The organism is Amycolatopsis sp. NPDC104863 (assembly GCF_055582965.1).
This window is the reverse complement of the sequence record NZ_JBVJOW010000010.1, coordinates 454,861-470,308: the sequence shown is the minus strand read 5'-3', so window position 1 is coordinate 470,308 and position 15,448 is coordinate 454,861. Positions and strand designations below refer to the sequence as shown.

Annotated in this window: 11 protein-coding genes and 2 tRNA genes; 9 read left to right on the top strand and 4 right to left on the bottom strand. The window is 69.9% G+C overall.

Annotated features, from left to right (window positions below):
* Positions 1 to 154: 154 nt before the first annotated feature.
* The 3 genes from ACZ63J_RS43510 (at position 155) to ACZ63J_RS43500 (ending at position 4,169) form a co-directional block, all read left to right on the top strand.
* Positions 155 to 1,195, top strand: coding sequence for a 3-isopropylmalate dehydrogenase (locus tag ACZ63J_RS43510; RefSeq protein WP_285484547.1), 1,041 nt, complete (start codon positions 155 to 157; stop codon positions 1,193 to 1,195).
* A 567-nt stretch (positions 1,196 to 1,762) separates the two neighbouring features.
* Positions 1,763 to 3,367 carry a citramalate synthase gene (gene cimA, locus ACZ63J_RS43505; protein WP_465408105.1) on the top strand — a complete coding sequence of 535 codons (1,605 nt, stop codon included), beginning with the start codon at positions 1,763 to 1,765 and terminating at the stop codon, positions 3,365 to 3,367.
* 31 nt (positions 3,368 to 3,398) lie between these two features.
* Positions 3,399 to 4,169: a fumarylacetoacetate hydrolase family protein gene (locus ACZ63J_RS43500; RefSeq protein ID WP_465341969.1), complete on the top strand. Its 771-nt coding sequence runs from the start codon at positions 3,399 to 3,401 to the stop codon at positions 4,167 to 4,169.
* A gap of 96 nt (positions 4,170 to 4,265) precedes the next feature.
* Here the strand turns inward: ACZ63J_RS43500 and ACZ63J_RS43495 are convergent, their stop codons facing one another.
* Complete coding sequence (locus ACZ63J_RS43495) at positions 4,266 to 5,516, bottom strand: FAD-dependent oxidoreductase (protein WP_465408107.1); 1,251 nt, start codon at positions 5,514 to 5,516, stop codon at positions 4,266 to 4,268.
* 95 nt (positions 5,517 to 5,611) lie between these two features.
* Between ACZ63J_RS43495 and gltX the strand changes: the two genes are divergently transcribed.
* The 4 genes from gltX (at position 5,612) to ACZ63J_RS43475 (ending at position 8,426) form a co-directional block, all read left to right on the top strand.
* The gene (gltX, locus tag ACZ63J_RS43490; RefSeq protein ID WP_465408109.1) at positions 5,612 to 7,102 is read left to right on the top strand and encodes a glutamate--tRNA ligase; all 1,491 of its coding nucleotides are present in this window, start codon (positions 5,612 to 5,614) and stop codon (positions 7,100 to 7,102) included.
* 190 nt (positions 7,103 to 7,292) lie between these two features.
* Positions 7,293 to 8,117 (top strand): HAD family hydrolase, encoded by an 825-nt coding sequence (locus ACZ63J_RS43485; RefSeq protein ID WP_465408110.1) that lies wholly within the window; start codon positions 7,293 to 7,295, stop codon positions 8,115 to 8,117.
* Positions 8,118 to 8,176: 59 nt separating this feature from the next.
* A tRNA-Gln gene (locus ACZ63J_RS43480) sits at positions 8,177 to 8,248 on the top strand.
* A gap of 102 nt (positions 8,249 to 8,350) precedes the next feature.
* Positions 8,351 to 8,426 (top strand) — tRNA-Glu (locus tag ACZ63J_RS43475).
* Positions 8,427 to 8,837: 411 nt separating this feature from the next.
* On the opposite strand, the gene ACZ63J_RS43470 is transcribed toward ACZ63J_RS43475, so the two are convergent.
* Positions 8,838 to 9,269, bottom strand: a complete 432-nt coding sequence (locus ACZ63J_RS43470; protein ID WP_465408112.1) for a recombinase zinc ribbon domain-containing protein — start codon at positions 9,267 to 9,269, stop codon at positions 8,838 to 8,840.
* 71 nt (positions 9,270 to 9,340) lie between these two features.
* On the opposite strand from ACZ63J_RS43470, the gene ACZ63J_RS43465 reads away from it, so the two are divergent.
* On the top strand, positions 9,341 to 9,814 hold the full coding sequence (locus ACZ63J_RS43465; RefSeq protein ID WP_465408114.1) for a hypothetical protein: 474 nt from the start codon (positions 9,341 to 9,343) through the stop codon (positions 9,812 to 9,814).
* 232 nt (positions 9,815 to 10,046) lie between these two features.
* Positions 10,047 to 10,448 carry a VCBS domain-containing protein gene (locus ACZ63J_RS43460; protein WP_465408116.1) on the top strand — a complete coding sequence of 134 codons (402 nt, stop codon included), beginning with the start codon at positions 10,047 to 10,049 and terminating at the stop codon, positions 10,446 to 10,448.
* A 33-nt stretch (positions 10,449 to 10,481) separates the two neighbouring features.
* Here ACZ63J_RS43460 and ACZ63J_RS43455 read toward each other — a convergent pair whose 3' ends face one another.
* Together ACZ63J_RS43455 and ACZ63J_RS43450 are read right to left on the bottom strand one after the other, a co-directional pair.
* On the bottom strand, positions 10,482 to 14,945 hold the full coding sequence (locus ACZ63J_RS43455; protein WP_465408118.1) for a trypsin-like peptidase domain-containing protein: 4,464 nt from the start codon (positions 14,943 to 14,945) through the stop codon (positions 10,482 to 10,484).
* Entirely contained in the window at positions 14,942 to 15,295 is a 354-nt protein-coding gene (locus ACZ63J_RS43450; RefSeq protein WP_465408120.1) for a CU044_2847 family protein, read from the bottom strand. Before ACZ63J_RS43450 ends, ACZ63J_RS43455 begins: the two co-directional genes overlap by 4 nt.
* Positions 15,296 to 15,448 lie beyond the last annotated feature (153 nt).

Below are 15,448 nucleotides of genomic sequence, written 5' to 3'. Positions count from 1 at the left end.
TCACCCGAACGGGTGTCTCACCCTGCGGGAGGATGCGGCATAAGGGTGGTGCGGCTACGGCGGTTTGTCTACGGCCGGTAACCTTCCGGCTGCTGGCGTTTTGTTGCGGTGGGCCATCGGTGCATCCGGTGGCCACGTCGACGGAGGTGTGTGGATGCGGCTCGCGGTGATCCCAGGTGACGGGATCGGGCCCGAGGTGGTCTCCGAGGCGCTGAAGGTGCTCGGCGAGGTAGTACCGACGGCGGAGATCACGAACTACGACCTCGGCGCCGCGCGGTGGCACGCGACCGGTGAGCTGCTCCCGGAGTCGGTGCTCGGCGAACTCCGTCAGCACGACGCGATCCTGCTGGGCGCGGTCGGCGACCCGACGGTGCCGAGCGGAATCCTGGAGCGCGGCCTGCTGCTGCGCCTGCGCTTCGAGATGGACCACCACGTCAACCTGCGCCCGGCGCGGCTGTACCCGGGTGTCCGGGGGCCGCTGGCCGACGCGGGCGACGTCGACATGGTCGTGGTGCGCGAAGGCACCGAAGGCCCGTACGCGGGCACTGGTGGCCTGATCCGCAAGGACACCGAGCACGAGATCGCGACGGAGGTCAGCACCAACACCGCGTACGGCGTCCGGCGCGTGGTCGCCGACGCGTTCGCCCGCGCCGAGGCCCGCCCGCGCAAGCACCTGACGCTGGTGCACAAGACCAACGTGCTGTCGTTCGCCGGCTCGCTGTGGTCGCGGATCGTCGAAGAGGTCTCGCTGGAGCACCCGGAGGTGACGGTCGCGTACTCCCATGTGGACGCGGCGACCATCCACCTGGTGACCGACCCGTCCCGGTTCGACGTGATCGTGACGGACAACCTGTTCGGCGACATCCTCACCGACCTCGCGGCGGCGGTGACCGGCGGCATCGGCCTGGCGGCGAGCGGCAACCTGGACATGACCCGCCGCAACCCGAGCATGTTCGAGCCGGTCCACGGTTCGGCGCCGGACATCGCGGGCCAGGGTCTCGCCGACCCGACGGCGGCGGTGCTGTCGGTGGCGCTGCTGCTGGACCACCTCGGCCAGAAGGAAGCGGCGCGGCGGATCGAGGCCTCGGTGGCGTTTGATCTGGCGACGCGGGACCAGGCTTCGCCGGGAGCGACGACGGCGATCGGCGACCGGCTGGCGGCGTTGGTTTCGTCGAACGTGCGTACTGCCGGCTGATCTCTTACTCGGAGGAGCCCCGCACCGAATCCGGTGCGGGGCTTTTTCGTGCGTGGGGTCGTGAGGGCTGGGAGGGTCCGTTCGTACCGCTTCGACGCGTGGACGGGGCGGCTTGCGCTCGGGCGCGCCGGTTCGCGGTGCGAACGGTCTGCCCGCCGTGACGTGCTGTCCGGCGGCGCGAACGGTCCATTCGCACGCCGGCGCGCGAACAACGGACCGCGGCTTGTCCACACCACCGCCGTGATTTGGACAACCACGACCGCGGAACGGTTTTCCGGCGGTCCTGTCCGTGATCGCCGATAGACTGGACCTAGGGGCCGCCCCATGGGAGGGCGGGGACCGCGGGCAGGGGTGCGCGGGGACTTTCCCGGATGGTGGGAGCTTGACCCAGGTTGTGGACTTTCGCCAAAACCCTGTGGCATGATGCGACCGTGACCAGCTTCGCGATCATTATCATCGAGCGCGCCGGACGATAGCTCCACAAGAGCCCCCGGCGCGCAACCTCTCGCACCCATGCGGGAGGTTTTTTTGTTGCCTCGAAACGCCCGAACTCGCTAGGAGAAGACCGTGACCCGCCAGGAGCCCGCCGATACCCCGCTCGGCGATGCCTTCCACCTCTACGACACGACCCTGCGCGACGGTGCGCAGCGTGAGGGCATCTCCTACTCCGTCCAGGACAAGCTGGCCGTCGCGCGGCTGCTGGACGAGCTGGGCGTCGGGTTCATCGAGGGCGGCTGGCCGGGGGCGCTGCCCAAGGACACGGAGTTCTTCGCCCGCGCCGCTAAGGGCGAGCTGAAGCTGAACCACGCGGCGCTCGTCGCGTTCGGCGCGACACGCAAGGCCGGCACCACGGCCGACGTCGATCCGCAGGTGCGGGCCCTGCTCGACAGCGAAGCACCCGTCATCACTCTCGTCGCCAAGTCCGATCTGCGGCACATCGAACGCGCTCTCCGCGTCGACGTCGACGAGGCCTGTGCCATGGTCCGCGACACGGTCGCGTTCCTAGTCAAGGAAGGCAGGCGGGTCTTCCTCGACGCCGAGCACTTCTTCGACGGCTACGCACATTCCCCCGAAACCTCGCTCAAGGTCCTCGACGCCGCCGCGCACGCGGGCGCCGACGTCCTCGTCCTCTGCGACACCAACGGCGGACAGCTGCCGCTGGGCCTCGCCGAGACTGTCAAAACCATCAAGGAAAAGACGGGATTCCGGCTCGGGATCCACTGTCAGGACGACACTTCCTGCGCCGTGGCGAACTCCGTCGCCGCGGTGCAGGCCGGCGTGACGCACGTCCAGTGCACCGCCAACGGTTACGGGGAGCGGGCCGGCAACGCCGACCTCTTCGCCGTGACGGGAAACCTGGTGACCAAGCTCGGGATGGAGGTCCTCCCGACCGGAGGCGCCGCCGAGCTCACCCGGGTCTCCCATGCCCTTGCCGAAATCGCCAACCTCGCCCCCTACACCCACCAGGCCTACGTAGGGGCGTCGGCTTTCGCTCACAAGGCGGGACTGCACGCGAGCGCGATCAAGGTGGATCCGTTGTTGTACAACCACATCGATCCGTCTTCCGTCGGCAACGACATGCGGGTACTGGTCACCGAGATGGCCGGCAGGGCCAGCCTCGAGCTCAAGGGACGTGAGCTCGGGGTCGACCTTGCCGGCCGGCCCGAAGCGCTGACGAGCGCGATCACGAAGGTCAAGCGCCTCGAATCCGAAGGCTGGTCCTTCGAAGCCGCCGACGCCTCCCTCGAACTCCTGCTGCGCGCCGAGGCCGACGTTCCGGCCGAGGCGCCGTTCGAGCTCGAGTCGTACCGCGTGGTGCTCGACCACCGCCCGGACGGCGAGGTCATGGCCGAGGCGACGGTCAAGGTGCACGTCGGCGGCCAGCGCGTCATCGCGACCGCCGAGGGCATCGGGCCGGTTCACGCGCTCGACGCCGCGTTGCGGAAGGCGCTCTCCCCGCACCTGTCCTGGTTGGACAGTGTGGAGCTCGCCGACTACAAGGTGCGCATCCTCCAGGGCCACCCCGGCACCGACGCGGTGACGCGCGTCCTGGTCGAGAGCACCGACGGCGAACGCGAGTGGACCACCGTCGGCGTGCACGGGAACATCGTCGAGGCCAGCTGGCTGGCCTTGTGTGACGCGCTGGTGCACAAGAGCACGACCGTGGCCTGAGTCACGCGCTGGGCGCACGTAGACTGACCGCGTGCGCCTAGCCCGTATTGCTCATCCCGGTGGTGTCGCGTTCGCTTCGGTCGAAGGGGACGGTGACGACGCCCAGGTCCTGGAGATCGCCGAGCACCCGTTCGGCAACCCCAACTTCACCGGCAAGCGGTGGCCGCTGGCCGACGTCCGGCTGCTCGCGCCGATCCTGCCGTCCAAGGTGATCGCCGTCGGCCGCAACTACGCCAAGCACGCGGCCGAGTTCGGCAACGAGGTGCCCAGCGCCCCGATGCTGTTCCTCAAGCCGTCCACCACGGTCGTCGGCCCGAACGCGCCGATCCGCCGTCCCTCGAACGTCGGGCGGGTGGACTTCGAGGGCGAGCTGGCCATCGTCATCGGCCAGCCGGTGAAGAACGTGCCCGCCGCCCGCGCGGCGAGCGTGATCCTCGGCTACACGGTCGCGAACGACGTGAGCGCCCGCGACCTGCAGAAGTCCGACGGCCAGTGGGGCCGCGCCAAGGGCTTCGACACGTTCTGCCCGCTCGGCCCGTGGATCGAGACGTCGCTCGACGCGTCCGACCTGGCGCTGCGCTCGGAGGTGGACGGCGAGCTCAAGCAGGACGGCCGCACGTCCGACCTGGTCCACAAGATCCCCGAGCTGGTCGAGTTCGTCTCCGGCGTCATGACGCTCCTGCCCGGCGACGTCATCCTCACCGGCACGCCCGAGGGCGTCGGCCCGATCGAGGGTGGCCAGAGCGTCTCGATCACCATCGACGGCATCGGCACCCTGACCAACCCGGTCGAGAACGTCTAGCTGTGCCGTTCGTTACTGATCCGACCACAGTCACGGCCGGATGGCTTTCGTGGCAACGGCACGTGCCGTTGAAGGGCCGGCCTGCTTTTGGCCGGATCAGTAACCCCTGGCCACCGGCTCCATCGGCCGCCGGGCGAACGCCGGGGCGTGCTCCGGCCGCAGCCCGAGGCCGAGGAGCCGGGCCGGGACGTACGACAGCCGCGGGAACCGCGCGAACGCCTTGATCATCGGCGCCGGCGGGCCGTTGCGCTTGCCGCTCATCACGCCGCGCACCACGGTCCGGTGCATGAGGCGCTGCAGCCCCTGCACCAGCAGCGTCGGCGCGAGGCGTCGGGCGCGCACCTTCGCCAGGGCGGCCGGCGTCGGCCGGCCCCGGCGCAGCGGCTCGGCCAGCAGCGTCGCCGCCGCGACCGCGTCCTGCACGGCCAGGTTGATGCCGACGCCGCCGATCGGCGACATCGCGTGGGCCGCGTCGCCGATGCAGAGCAGCCCGTCGACGTGCCACGCGCGCAGCAGGTTGAGCCGCACGTCGAGGAACTTGACGTCGTCCATCGTCTCGAGCTCGTGCACGCGGTCGCCGAACTCCGGGCAGATCTGCGTCACGTTCTCGCGGAACGCCTCGATGCCCTGTTTCCGCAGGTCCTCGCCCTTCGGCGCGAGGTAGGCGACCTGGTAGAAGTCGGGCCGGGGGAGCGGCACGGCGAAGCGGCGGTCACGCATCTTCGGCAGCAGCATGCCGCCTTCCTCCCCTTCGCCCCGCGAGAGCCGGAACCACCAGACGTCGAACGGGCAGTCGTACTCGCGCGGCGTCAGGCCGGCCTCACGCCGGGCCAGCGACCAGCGGCCGTCGGCGGCGATTACCAGGTCGGCGCGGATTTCCCCGGTCTCCCCGGCGCTCGTGCGGTAGGTGACTCCGGCGACGCGGCCGTGTTCGCGGACCAGTCCGGTGCACTCGGTCTCCATGCGCTGGACGAACGTCGGCTCCTTGCGCGCGCTCTCGGCGAGCAGGTCGAGGAAGTCCCACTGCGGCACCATCGCGATGTACGGGTGGGGGACCTTCAGCCGGGTGAAGTCGGCCAGCTTCATCAGCGTGCCGTCCTCCTCCGGGAAGCCCGCCGCGCGCAGCTCGCTGTGCGGCAGCGCGTGGAACCTCTCGCCGAGGCCCAGCTCGTCCAGCAGGGTCAGCGTCGACGGGTGCACCGTGTCGCCGCGGAAGTCCCGCAGGAAGTCGGCGTGCTTCTCCAGCACTGTCACCTCGACACCCGCCCGGGCCAGCAGCAGGCCCGTGACCATCCCGGCCGGCCCGCCTCCGATGACGACGCACCCCGTGCGCTCCATCTCGATCATCTCCCCATCTATTCATCGCTTGTTGAATAAGCTGAGGATGCACCCGGCCGGTCCCCGGCGTCAAGCGATGTGAGGGCGGATACGCTGATCGGGCTATGAGTGAGACATCGGTGGTTCGCGCGCGCTTCTGTCCTTCGCCGACCGGCACCCCGCACGTCGGGTTGATCCGCACGGCGCTGTTCAACTGGGCCTTCGCCCGGCACAACCAGGGTCAGCTGGTGTTCCGGATCGAAGACACCGACGCCGCGCGCGACTCGCAGGAGTCCTACGAGCAGCTGCTCGACGGGCTGCGCTGGCTCGGCATCGACTGGGACGAGGGCCCCGAGGTCGGGGGCCCCTACGGCCCGTACCGCCAGAGTGAGCGCCGCGCGATCTACGCCGACGTCGCCGCGAAGCTGCTCGAAGCGGGGGAGCTGTACGAAGCGTTCTCGACGAACGACGAGGTCGAGGCGCGGCGCAAGGCGGCCGGCCTCGACCCGAAGCTCGGCTACGACAACTTCGACCGCGACCTCACCGACGAGCAGCGCGCGGCCTACCGCGCCGAGGGGCGCGCGCCGGTGCTCCGGCTGCGCATGCCGGACGTCGACCTGGCGTGGACCGACCTGGTCCGCGGCGACATCAGCTTCCCGGCGGGCACCATCCCGGACCCGGTGCTGGTGCGCGCCAACGGCGAGCCGCTGTACACGCTGACCAACCCGGTCGACGACGCGCTGATGAAGATCACGCACGTGCTGCGCGGTGAGGACCTGCTGCCCTCGACGCCCCGCCAGCTGGCGCTCTACGCCGCGTTGGAGCGCGTCGGCGTCGCGGAGTTCACGCCGCAGTTCGGCCACCTGCCGTACGTGATGGGCGAGGGCAACAAGAAACTGTCCAAACGCGACCCTTCTTCGAACCTCTTCAACTACCGCGACCGCGGGTTCACCCGCGAGGGCCTGCTCAACTACCTGGCGCTGCTGGGCTGGTCCATCGCGGACGACCGCGACGTCTTCGGCGTCGAGGAGATGGTCGCCGCCTTCGACGTCACGAAGGTCAGCGCCAACCCGGCCCGCTTCGACGTCAAGAAGGCCGAAGCCATCAACGGAACCCACGTGCGGGCCTTGCCGGCGGCGGAGTTCGTGAAGCGCGTCACGCCTTATCTCGTCACGGCCGGTGTCCTTCCGGAACCGCCGAGCGAGGAGCAGGCGGCCCGGTTGAGCGCGATCGCGCCGCTGGTGCAGGAACGCGTCACGGTGCTGTCGGACGCGGTTCCGATGGTGCGCTTCCTCTTTGTTGCGGAAGACGAGTTCGCGCCGGAGGAGGACGCCGCGGCGAAGAACCTCGGCGAAGCCGCGCAGCCGGTGCTCGCGGCGGCGATCGCGGCCCTCGAAGCGCTGCCGTCGTGGGAGACCGCGGCCATCGAGCAGGCGCTCAAGGACGCCCTTGTGGACGGTCTGGGTCTCAAGCCCCGCAAGGCTTTCGCGCCGGTCCGCGTCGCGATCACCGGGCGGACCGTTTCGCCGCCGCTGTACGAATCGATGGAGCTGCTCGGCCGTGATGTCTCACTGGGACGTCTTCGGCGCGCACTGGTCGAACCTTATTCTGGTTAGGACGGCGCCACGGACCGCAAGCCGCCTGCCTGCCGCGACTTGGCGCCGGCCGACGGCTGAATAAGGTTCGCTGGATAACCAACAGAAGACGGTTCGCCAACTGGGAGTAGAGCCGGTGCGCCGGAACGGGCCACCGGCAATCACCTCTTTGGCAGCGTCGCGAACGCTGCGGTTGCCCTAGCCTCACTGGGTGGATTTCGCCCTGGCACCCCGGACCCCTTCGCGAACCGCCCCCGCCGCGGCGGCGTCCGAGCCCTGGGCGCCGCCCGAGCTCCGGCTGGTGTGCCTGGACATCGACGACACCTTGATCGACTGCACCGCCGCGATCCGCCGCGTCCTCCACATCCTCACCGGCCGGGGTGACCTGTGGCCGCTGTGGGACCTGATCACCGAGGAGCACGTCGCACTGGTCGTCGCGGGTGAGATCGACTACGCGACGATGCACCAGCGCCGCACCGACTGCTTCCTGGGGGAGCTGGGAATCCTCGCCGACGCCGAGCAGGTGAGCTCCTTCGAGCGTCGCCGAAGAGAGCTGCTCGACCATTCGTGGCAGCTGTTCGACGACGTCATCGAGTGCCTCGACTGGCTCCGCGCCGCGGGCTTGCTGCTCGCCGCCGTGACCAACGCGTCCGGGGTGCACCAGCGCAAGAAGATCGCGGACCTCGGCCTCGCCCCGTACTTCGACCACGTCGCCATCGCCGGCGAGCTCGGGGTGGCAAAACCCGATCCGGTGATGTTCCACACGGTGTGCCTCGGCCTGGGCTGTCCTCCCGCCCAGGCCGTCCACGTGGGCGACAAGCTCGACACCGACGCGATCGGCGCCCGCGACGCGGGCCTGGGAGCGGTCTGGCTCGACCGCGACGGCATCGGCGAGCGGGCCCCGGAGGGCGTCCACACGGTCAGTGGTCTCGCCGAGCTGCCTGAGCTGCTGGTTTCGGAGTACGCGACGATCGGCGTCCCGGCGCAGCGGGTCAGTGGGACCCCCGCCTTCACGGTCCGGAACGGGGTGCTCTAGTATTTCTTCTCGTGTGGTGCTGAGCCGGACCGGTTCTTCAGGTCGGCAGGGTACCTCACTGGGGTATGGTGTAATTGGCAGCACGACTGGTTCTGGTCCAGTTAGTCTAGGTTCGAGTCCTGGTACCCCAGCTGCGGAGAGTGACCCCCCTGCAGGTCGAGAAATCGCCTCTGGTAAGTTCTCTCCGGTAAGAAAAACAGAAAAGCCCCTGGGAAACCAGGGAAAGATCCTAAGCCCCCGTCGTCTAGCGGCCTAGGACGCCGGCCTCTCACGCCGGTAGCGTGGGTTCGAATCCCATCGGGGGTACCAGCAGCATCAACCCGAACGCAGCTTGGCCCAGGCCGGCTGCGTTTTTCGGTTCTGTGGATGTCATGGCGTCGGAGACCCTTTCCGCGGCTTCCGCCGTCTTGGGTAGCTGATCACCAGGTAGTTTAACCGTGATCGTCACCTCATCGCCAAGCCCGTGGACCTGAACACTGAGCTGAGTGGCCTCGAGCAGCCCGTACAGCAGCTCCTGCGGGGCCTTCGCCAGGTTCACGGCGAGGTAGGGGAGTGCGTCGAGCCGACTGAGGTCGGCCGCAGCCGGCGCCGCCTTCTCTTCGGCCGCGTCGAGCTCGGCGATGGCCTGGAGAGCAACCTTCTTCTGGCTCTCGAGGTCGTTGTAGCTTTGGCGGAGCCCTGCAGCGAACGGGTCGTCCGGATCGCCTTCGCGGGCTTGTTTCATGATCGAGTCCTGCTGGCGGGCGATCGTCGCGAGGACCTTCTGGCGGCGAGCGCGCTCGGCTTCTCGTTCGGTGACAGCGTGATCGTCGACGGTTCCCAGTTCGGATCGAGGATCGCGCGCCGTTCGGGGCCGAAGAGCCGGTCGGCGTAGAACCGGCAGATGGCTTCGAAGAGCTCGTCTTCCCGGACGCGGATCGACGCCGGCAGGCCGGGGTGCAGGTGCGGTGTCGCCCGGTTGTTCTTACGCGGCCAGCAGAGGTAGTACGCCGCCGCCCTGCCTTTCGTGTCGCCGGTCATGCGCCGACCGCAGCTGTGGACGACTCGCCCGCGAAGGACGTATTTGCGTTTGGTCTGCGGATGGTTGTTGAGCGTGTCGTCGTCGCGTGAGCCTTGCTTCTCGGAACGGTTGCCGTTGATCGCGTCGAACATCCACTTCGACCGGTCCGATCGGGTTACCTTCTCGCGAGACCGAGGCCCTGATCGATTGGGTGCTGCGTGCCTTGGACCAGCATCCCCGCTTCGTCGACTTGCTCATCGCAGTGACCTACCGCGATGGTGCCGTGACAATGGACCGGGCGCTGATCTCGGCCCTTTCCGAGCTGGATCTCTCGGGACACCCGGCGGCGGCCTTGGGACGGGCGATCCTCGGACTGCGCCGCGGGCTCGCGCTGGAGGCCGTTCGGGACGACGTGCTGAGTGCACTGGCCGCGCAGGACTGTAACCTGGCCCCCTTCTTTCGCGCTGTCGAGTCGGCACCGTTGCCGACGGCAGAGAAGATTCGAGGACTGGTGGACCTGTACGACGCGAGCCCGGACGAGCCCCGACGCCGGTCCTTCGACGTGTCGACCGTGCACGGAGTGCTTCGTGGTCGCATGAGCGAGCTGATCGACCACGAACGCTGGGAAGAACTCGGGTTCGCTCCCGAAGTACGTGCAGTGACTCGGCGAAGCAGCCGCCCGGCAAGCCGGTACTGACGAGCGCGAGTTCGGTGAATTTCCGAGCGTCGCAGAAGTGTGTCGCCGGCGAGATGCCTGTCGGACACGCTTTGCCCCAGGGCATGATGGCCTCAGCGCAGCGAGTCCTGGGCTGCCAGTCGTCCGCGACTTCTTGAAAGCCTTGACGGTGGTCGCCGCGACCGGGACCGGCTTGCTCGGTGCGTCTCCGGCCACCGCGTTGGCTTGCGCCCCGGCGCCCCGGGACAGTGGCGTGGCGCCCGGCATCGACGTCTCCGTGGTCGCCGACTACTGGCCGGGCGTCGATTCGCCGGCACCCCAGCCCCCCGAAACCGGAGTGGAGATCATGGAACGCATCACCGTCACCTCGCCCGACGCCGGCCAGCACACCGTCCGGCTCAACCTGTCCGGCAGCGACGGCGCCGCCGTCATCGTCCGGCCGCGGCTCGACGCCGAGGGAGTCGCGAAACCGATGTGGGTCGGCAACATCTTCGCGTGGGGTTCGGACCGGACCGGAAGCGGTCACAACCCCAAGGAGAACCCGCAGTACGACGCCCGGCTGCTGTCGCACCGCCGGTTCACGCTGCCCGGCGCGGTGTGGGCCGACCTCGAGTACAGCGCCGCCGAACCGTTCGAGATCGACGTCATCGGCTGACCGGAAAGCCGGCCGCACGTACCGTCAGTGCCGCTACAGCAGGCGGAGGGCGCGCAGGGTGGCTTTTGCCTCGGGGCGCCAGCGATTCTGGGGGTCGCTCCGGTCGATGATCTCACGCAGCTTCCGCACCGCGGTGCCGCGCTCGCCCAGCTCGGCGAGCAGCGCAGCCGTCTTGGCCAGCTTGACCAAAGACCAGTCCGGGTCGTCCAAGATGCTGTTCAGAGTGGTGACAGCCGAGCCGCGATCCTTGTCCGCCAGGACCTTCATCGCCTGGGCGCACACGTCCGGGTGATGGTGTTTGCTCCTGGCGATCTCGGCGAGGGCCGAGGTCATCCGGGCCGACGCGGGCAGGGTCTCGAGCAGGTTGAGGGCGTACATCTGCAGCAGCCTCGGGTTTTCGAGCTGGTTCGGCTCGACGGCACAGCGCACGAGCCGGTCCAGCCCGAGGTTGTTGCCCAGCCGGACCCGCTGGTGGGCCGCTCCCGCCTGGCGCAGGACCGGGACCGCCGGGTCGGTGCTGACTGTGCGCAGGAACGCGTCCAGCTCCTCCGGCCCGTGGCATTCGGCCAGGACGGCTGCCGCACGCCACATGTCGTCCTCGTGAACCGTGCTGTCCCTGGCCAAACCGGCCAGCAGCGCGGCACCGGCCTCGGCCGAGTCGGCCGCGACGACGAGCAGCTCGGTCGCCCACGGGCGGAGTTCGGCCGGTCCCGTGGCCGCCAGGTCCTGCAGCAGTGCGCGGACGACGGCGGAGCCGGCTGCCTTCGCCAGAAGGTGGACAGCGTCCTCGAGCGGACCCCGCAACCGCAGCTTGCCCATGATGAGGCGGCGCAGCAGGCGGGTTCCGTCCTCCCGGAACCCGCGGTCGAGCAAGGCGCGCACCGCCGCGATCATCCCGGCCTCGTCGTCGATGGTCATCGCCAGGTCGTTGAGGATCAGTTCCGCCTCCGCGGGCGGCCAGCTGTCGGCGAGCAGAGTGGCGCCGGCGAGCCGGACGTAGGCGTCCAGCGAGCGATCGTGGGCCAGCTCGGTCAACACCGCGACGCTGAAATCGAGCTGGCCTCGCTCGAGCAGCGTCCGCGCGGCGTGCAGCCGGGTCGCACCGTCCATGCCCCGCGCCAGTTCGAGCAGCGCGTCCAGGCCCCGGTCGGTTTCTCCTAGATCGAGCAGTGTGGTCGCGGCGGCGAACCGGTCGGCCGCGGGCGTTGCCGGGTCGGTGGCGACCTCGTTCAGCACCTTCGTGCCGGTCTTGTGCTCGCCGTACTCGGCGAGGGTTCTGGCGGCTTCAGTCCGGACTTCGGCGCCCAAGCCGGTGGCTTGGGTGGCGACCTCACGCAATGCGTGTGCCGCGGTGGCGACGTCGCCGACGTCGAAGAGCAGCTGCGCGGCCCGGATCCGATCACTGTCCGATATGGACCTCCGGGTGCTCAGCCTGCGCAGTGTCCGGAGGCCGAGGCGTGGTTCGCCCAGCTGCACCAGCCGCCACGCGCACAGCGCCCGGTCCCGGTCGCCGGCGGTGAGGGAAGACGTCCTGGTGGCGACCGCGGTCACGGCCGCCCGCATCGACAGCCGCGCGAGACGCACCGCTACTCCGGCCCTGGTGCGGACCGCCAGGCGGATCGTGGGCCGGGCGTCCGGGCCGTGCCCCGTGTCGGCCAGCACATCCGCCGCGGCCACCCGGACCGAGAGGTCGCCCAGGCGATCGCCGACGATGCCGAGCAGCACGGCGACGCCTCGTTCGCGGTCGCCCGCGTCGATCAGCTCGCGTGCCACGCGTGGCCGCTGGTTCGGCGGTACCGAGGAGATCAGGTGCCGCAGCACGTCGAGCCCGTACCGGTCCCCGGCGTAGAGCAGTGCCTGCGCCGCTTCGGCTCTGCTGTCCAGATCCGCGTCGGCTGCGTCGGCGAGAGACCGCAGCACGTCGACGGCGGTCTGCTCCTCCCCGCAGCCGACGAGTGCCGCGGCCGCGATCACCCTGCTGCTCGCGGACTGGCCGGCGGAGGTGGCCAGCTCACGCAGGATCCCAACGCCGGCCGCAACCTCGCCCGCGTCGATGAGCGCCTCCGCGGTCCGCCGGCGGACGAAGCCCGGCGTGAGCGGTCCGGTGCCGATTCGGCGCAGCGCCGGGACCCACCGGTTCTTCTCGCCGAGGTGGATCAGTGTCTCGACCGCCCGGGTCCGGCTGGAGACGTCCGTGACGGCGTCTTCGGCGATCTCGTGCAGCACCGCGAACCCGGCCGCCGGGTCCGAGACGCGGCCGAGCGTCCGCGCGGCGTGCAGTTCCGCCGCGCGGATCCGGCACAGCTTGTGCCCTCGCCGGTCGCTCATCAGCGACCGCAGCCCGTCGGCGAGAGTCCGCCTGCCCGGCAGGGTGCGCAGAACGGCGGTGACGTCGCCGTCCGCGAAGTTCGGGTTGCGGAGGTGCCGCAGCAGGCTGGTGACGACGGTCTCCTCGGTCGCCGCGGCGACCGGCACGCCCGCGGCGAGGATCCGGCCGGCCAGCACCGCGCGGGTACGGCCGCTCCGGGCCAGTTCCGCCACCAGCGCGTCGGCGTCGGCGCCGGGCTGCCGCGCCCACAGGTCGAGCACGAACATCGCCGCGTGGTGCTGTGCCGGGTCCAGCGCCTCGTCCACCCACTGTGCCGCGGACCGGAAGGCATCGGCTCGGGCGGCGAGAAACTCCGCGAAGCTGTGGTGCAGGAACCGGAAGTCCTCGCCGTGCTGGACGAGCACGCCGGTGCTGAGCACCAGGTTCGTGACGAGGCCGGGCCAGTCCGGGACGGCGTCGACCGGCACCGGGATGGGAGACCGCGTGGTCAGGTAGCGGACGGCTTCCCCCAGCAGGGACCGGCCCGCGCCGCCGAGATGGTGGCGGGCGAGATGGGCCAGCAGGGCACGGCGTTCGTCGAACAGCCAATCCGCGATCGCTTCGCCGCGTGCCGTGAACGTGCCGAGGCGGTCACGCAAAGCCTGCCTGGTCCGGACTTCCGGCTGCCGCTCCTGGAGCAGGTAGCCCACGAACCGGTCGTACAGGCCGTAGCCGCTCGGGGGCAAGTGCTTACCGTCGGCCGTGAAGACGGTCGCCGCGATCGTGGCCAGCAGCGGTACCGAGACGATCGCGCCGAGCCGGGCGTGGTCGATCCGATCGAGGAAGTGGTCTGCCGCGTGGTCGTCCTCGGCGGCGAACCAGCGGCGAGCGAAGTCGCCGAGATCCTCGTGCGTGAATCGGCAGAGCTCGTAGTCGGCCGTGCCGGCGACGCGCAACGGCGCCAGCTCCCGGCCGGGCAGCGGCCTGCTGGTGATGACCAGCCGGTACGGCAGCGCCGGGTCGGCCAGTTCTTCCGCGAGCGCGGCGATGATCCGCCGGCGCTCGTCACCGACGAGGATTTCGTCGAGCCCGTCGACGAATACCAGCCACTCCGCCGCCGGTACGTTCCCCACCGGCCGGATCTGGGGGCGCATACCAGTCGCCGCGGTGATCGCCGCTCGCACCGTCGACCCGGCGAGTTCCCGTGCCGCCAGCTGGACTGGCACGACCAGGCCGTAGGGTGCCGCCGCCGGATCGGTGGTCAGGCTGTCCGCCGCGTCCAGCCACCAGCCGGCCGACGCGGCCGCGAAGTGGCGGACGAGCGTCGACTTGCCGATGCCGGGTTCCCCGGTCAGCACGCACTTCCGGTGTTCGCGAAGGACTTCGGCCACTTCACGGACCGCGGGATCGGGGCGCCCGGCCTGCTCCTCCGCCGGGTCGGCCGGCGGCTGAACCCGCTGCCGTACGTAGAGGCTCGCGAGGCCGGGTGCGTCCGGCACGCGCAGCGGATACGGGGTCTCGGTGCCGGTCCGCCGATACGTCCGCAGCAGATCTTCCAGCGAGAGCGGAAGAACGGGCGCGTCCGGCACCAGAGGCGGCAACGTCGTTCCACACTCCGCGAGCGTCTCGTGGATGGCGGTCACCGGGATGATCCAGCCGCCGAGCACGCCGTCCTGGTCCCGGGACGCCTTCACCATCCCGGCGACGAGCCTGGTGACCGGATCGAGTACCGGGCTGCCGCTGAACCCGGGCACCACCTGGTCGCCGATGATCCGCCGGTAGCCGCCCGACTCTCCGGCGACGATGACCAGCAGGCTGTCGGGCTGCACGCCCGGCCCGGGGGTGGCGGTGGAGAAGCCGAGCCCTTCGAGCCGGTCGCCGGGCGCCGGACCGGTTACGTCGAGCGACAGCCACGGGTGGTCGGCCGGCTCCTCGAGCGTGAGGATCGCGAGGTCGGGAAACGCGTGGTAGCCGCCCGTTCCACGGTCGGCCGGGACGAGCCGGGTGTTCGCGACCGCCGCCCGTGTCCCGTCCGGGAGCACCACGTCCGGGCTGTCCACCGCGACATGGGCGCAGGTGAGCACGATCCGCGGAGCGACGAGGAAGCCCGTTCCCAGAAAGCCGGACGGCCCGCTCAACCGGACCACGCCGCGTCGTGACCGGTCGGTCGTGGCGGGCGGCCGGTTCATGCGATGCCGGTGGCGGCGGGGTCGTCGCCGTCGTCCCGGGTTTTGTCCCACTTCATGCGAACGGTGAGGCTTGCTTCGCCGTTCGCCTCGGCGAGGATGCCGATCAGCTTCCCCGACTTGATGCCGAGCTTGAGTCCGAACGACACTTCGAACTCGTCGGGACGCTGCGGCACGCCCGCCCGCACGGTCCTCGCGGCCCAGCCGCCGATTCGGGTCAGCGCTTCACCGGCCTGGTCCAGCTGCAGCCGGTCGGCGACCGAGACGTCGGTACCGCCGGTCGAGCGAACCTCGGCGTGGACGATCTCGCCGTCCGGGAGCTCCACTTCGACGATCCGTGAATTCCGGTCCATTCCACTCCCATGATTGTGCGGCGGGCTCACGAGGATACCCACCCCGCGCCCGTCAACGAGCGGGGACAGGTGAAGGCCTTCGAAATTCTTCTGACCAGCCGAAATGGTTGCACGATCGGGTGAAAACTGTCGGCAAGAGGTAACGAATACTGC

Bases quoted from the DNA above. Each gene is read 5' to 3' on its own strand.
- ACZ63J_RS43510 (WP_285484547.1), top strand. From the start codon at position 155: ATGCGGCTCGCGGTGATCCCAGGTGACGGGATCGGGCCCGAGGTGGTC.
- ACZ63J_RS43455 (WP_465408118.1), bottom strand. From the start codon at position 14,945: ATGAACCGGCCGCCCGCCACGACCGACCGGTCACGACGCGGCGTGGTC.
- ACZ63J_RS43470 (WP_465408112.1), bottom strand. From the start codon at position 9,269: ATGTTCGACGCGATCAACGGCAACCGTTCCGAGAAGCAAGGCTCACGC.
- ACZ63J_RS43450 (WP_465408120.1), bottom strand. From the start codon at position 15,295: ATGGACCGGAATTCACGGATCGTCGAAGTGGAGCTCCCGGACGGCGAG.
- gltX (WP_465408109.1), top strand. From the start codon at position 5,612: ATGAGTGAGACATCGGTGGTTCGCGCGCGCTTCTGTCCTTCGCCGACC.
- ACZ63J_RS43495 (WP_465408107.1), bottom strand. From the start codon at position 5,516: ATGATCGAGATGGAGCGCACGGGGTGCGTCGTCATCGGAGGCGGGCCG.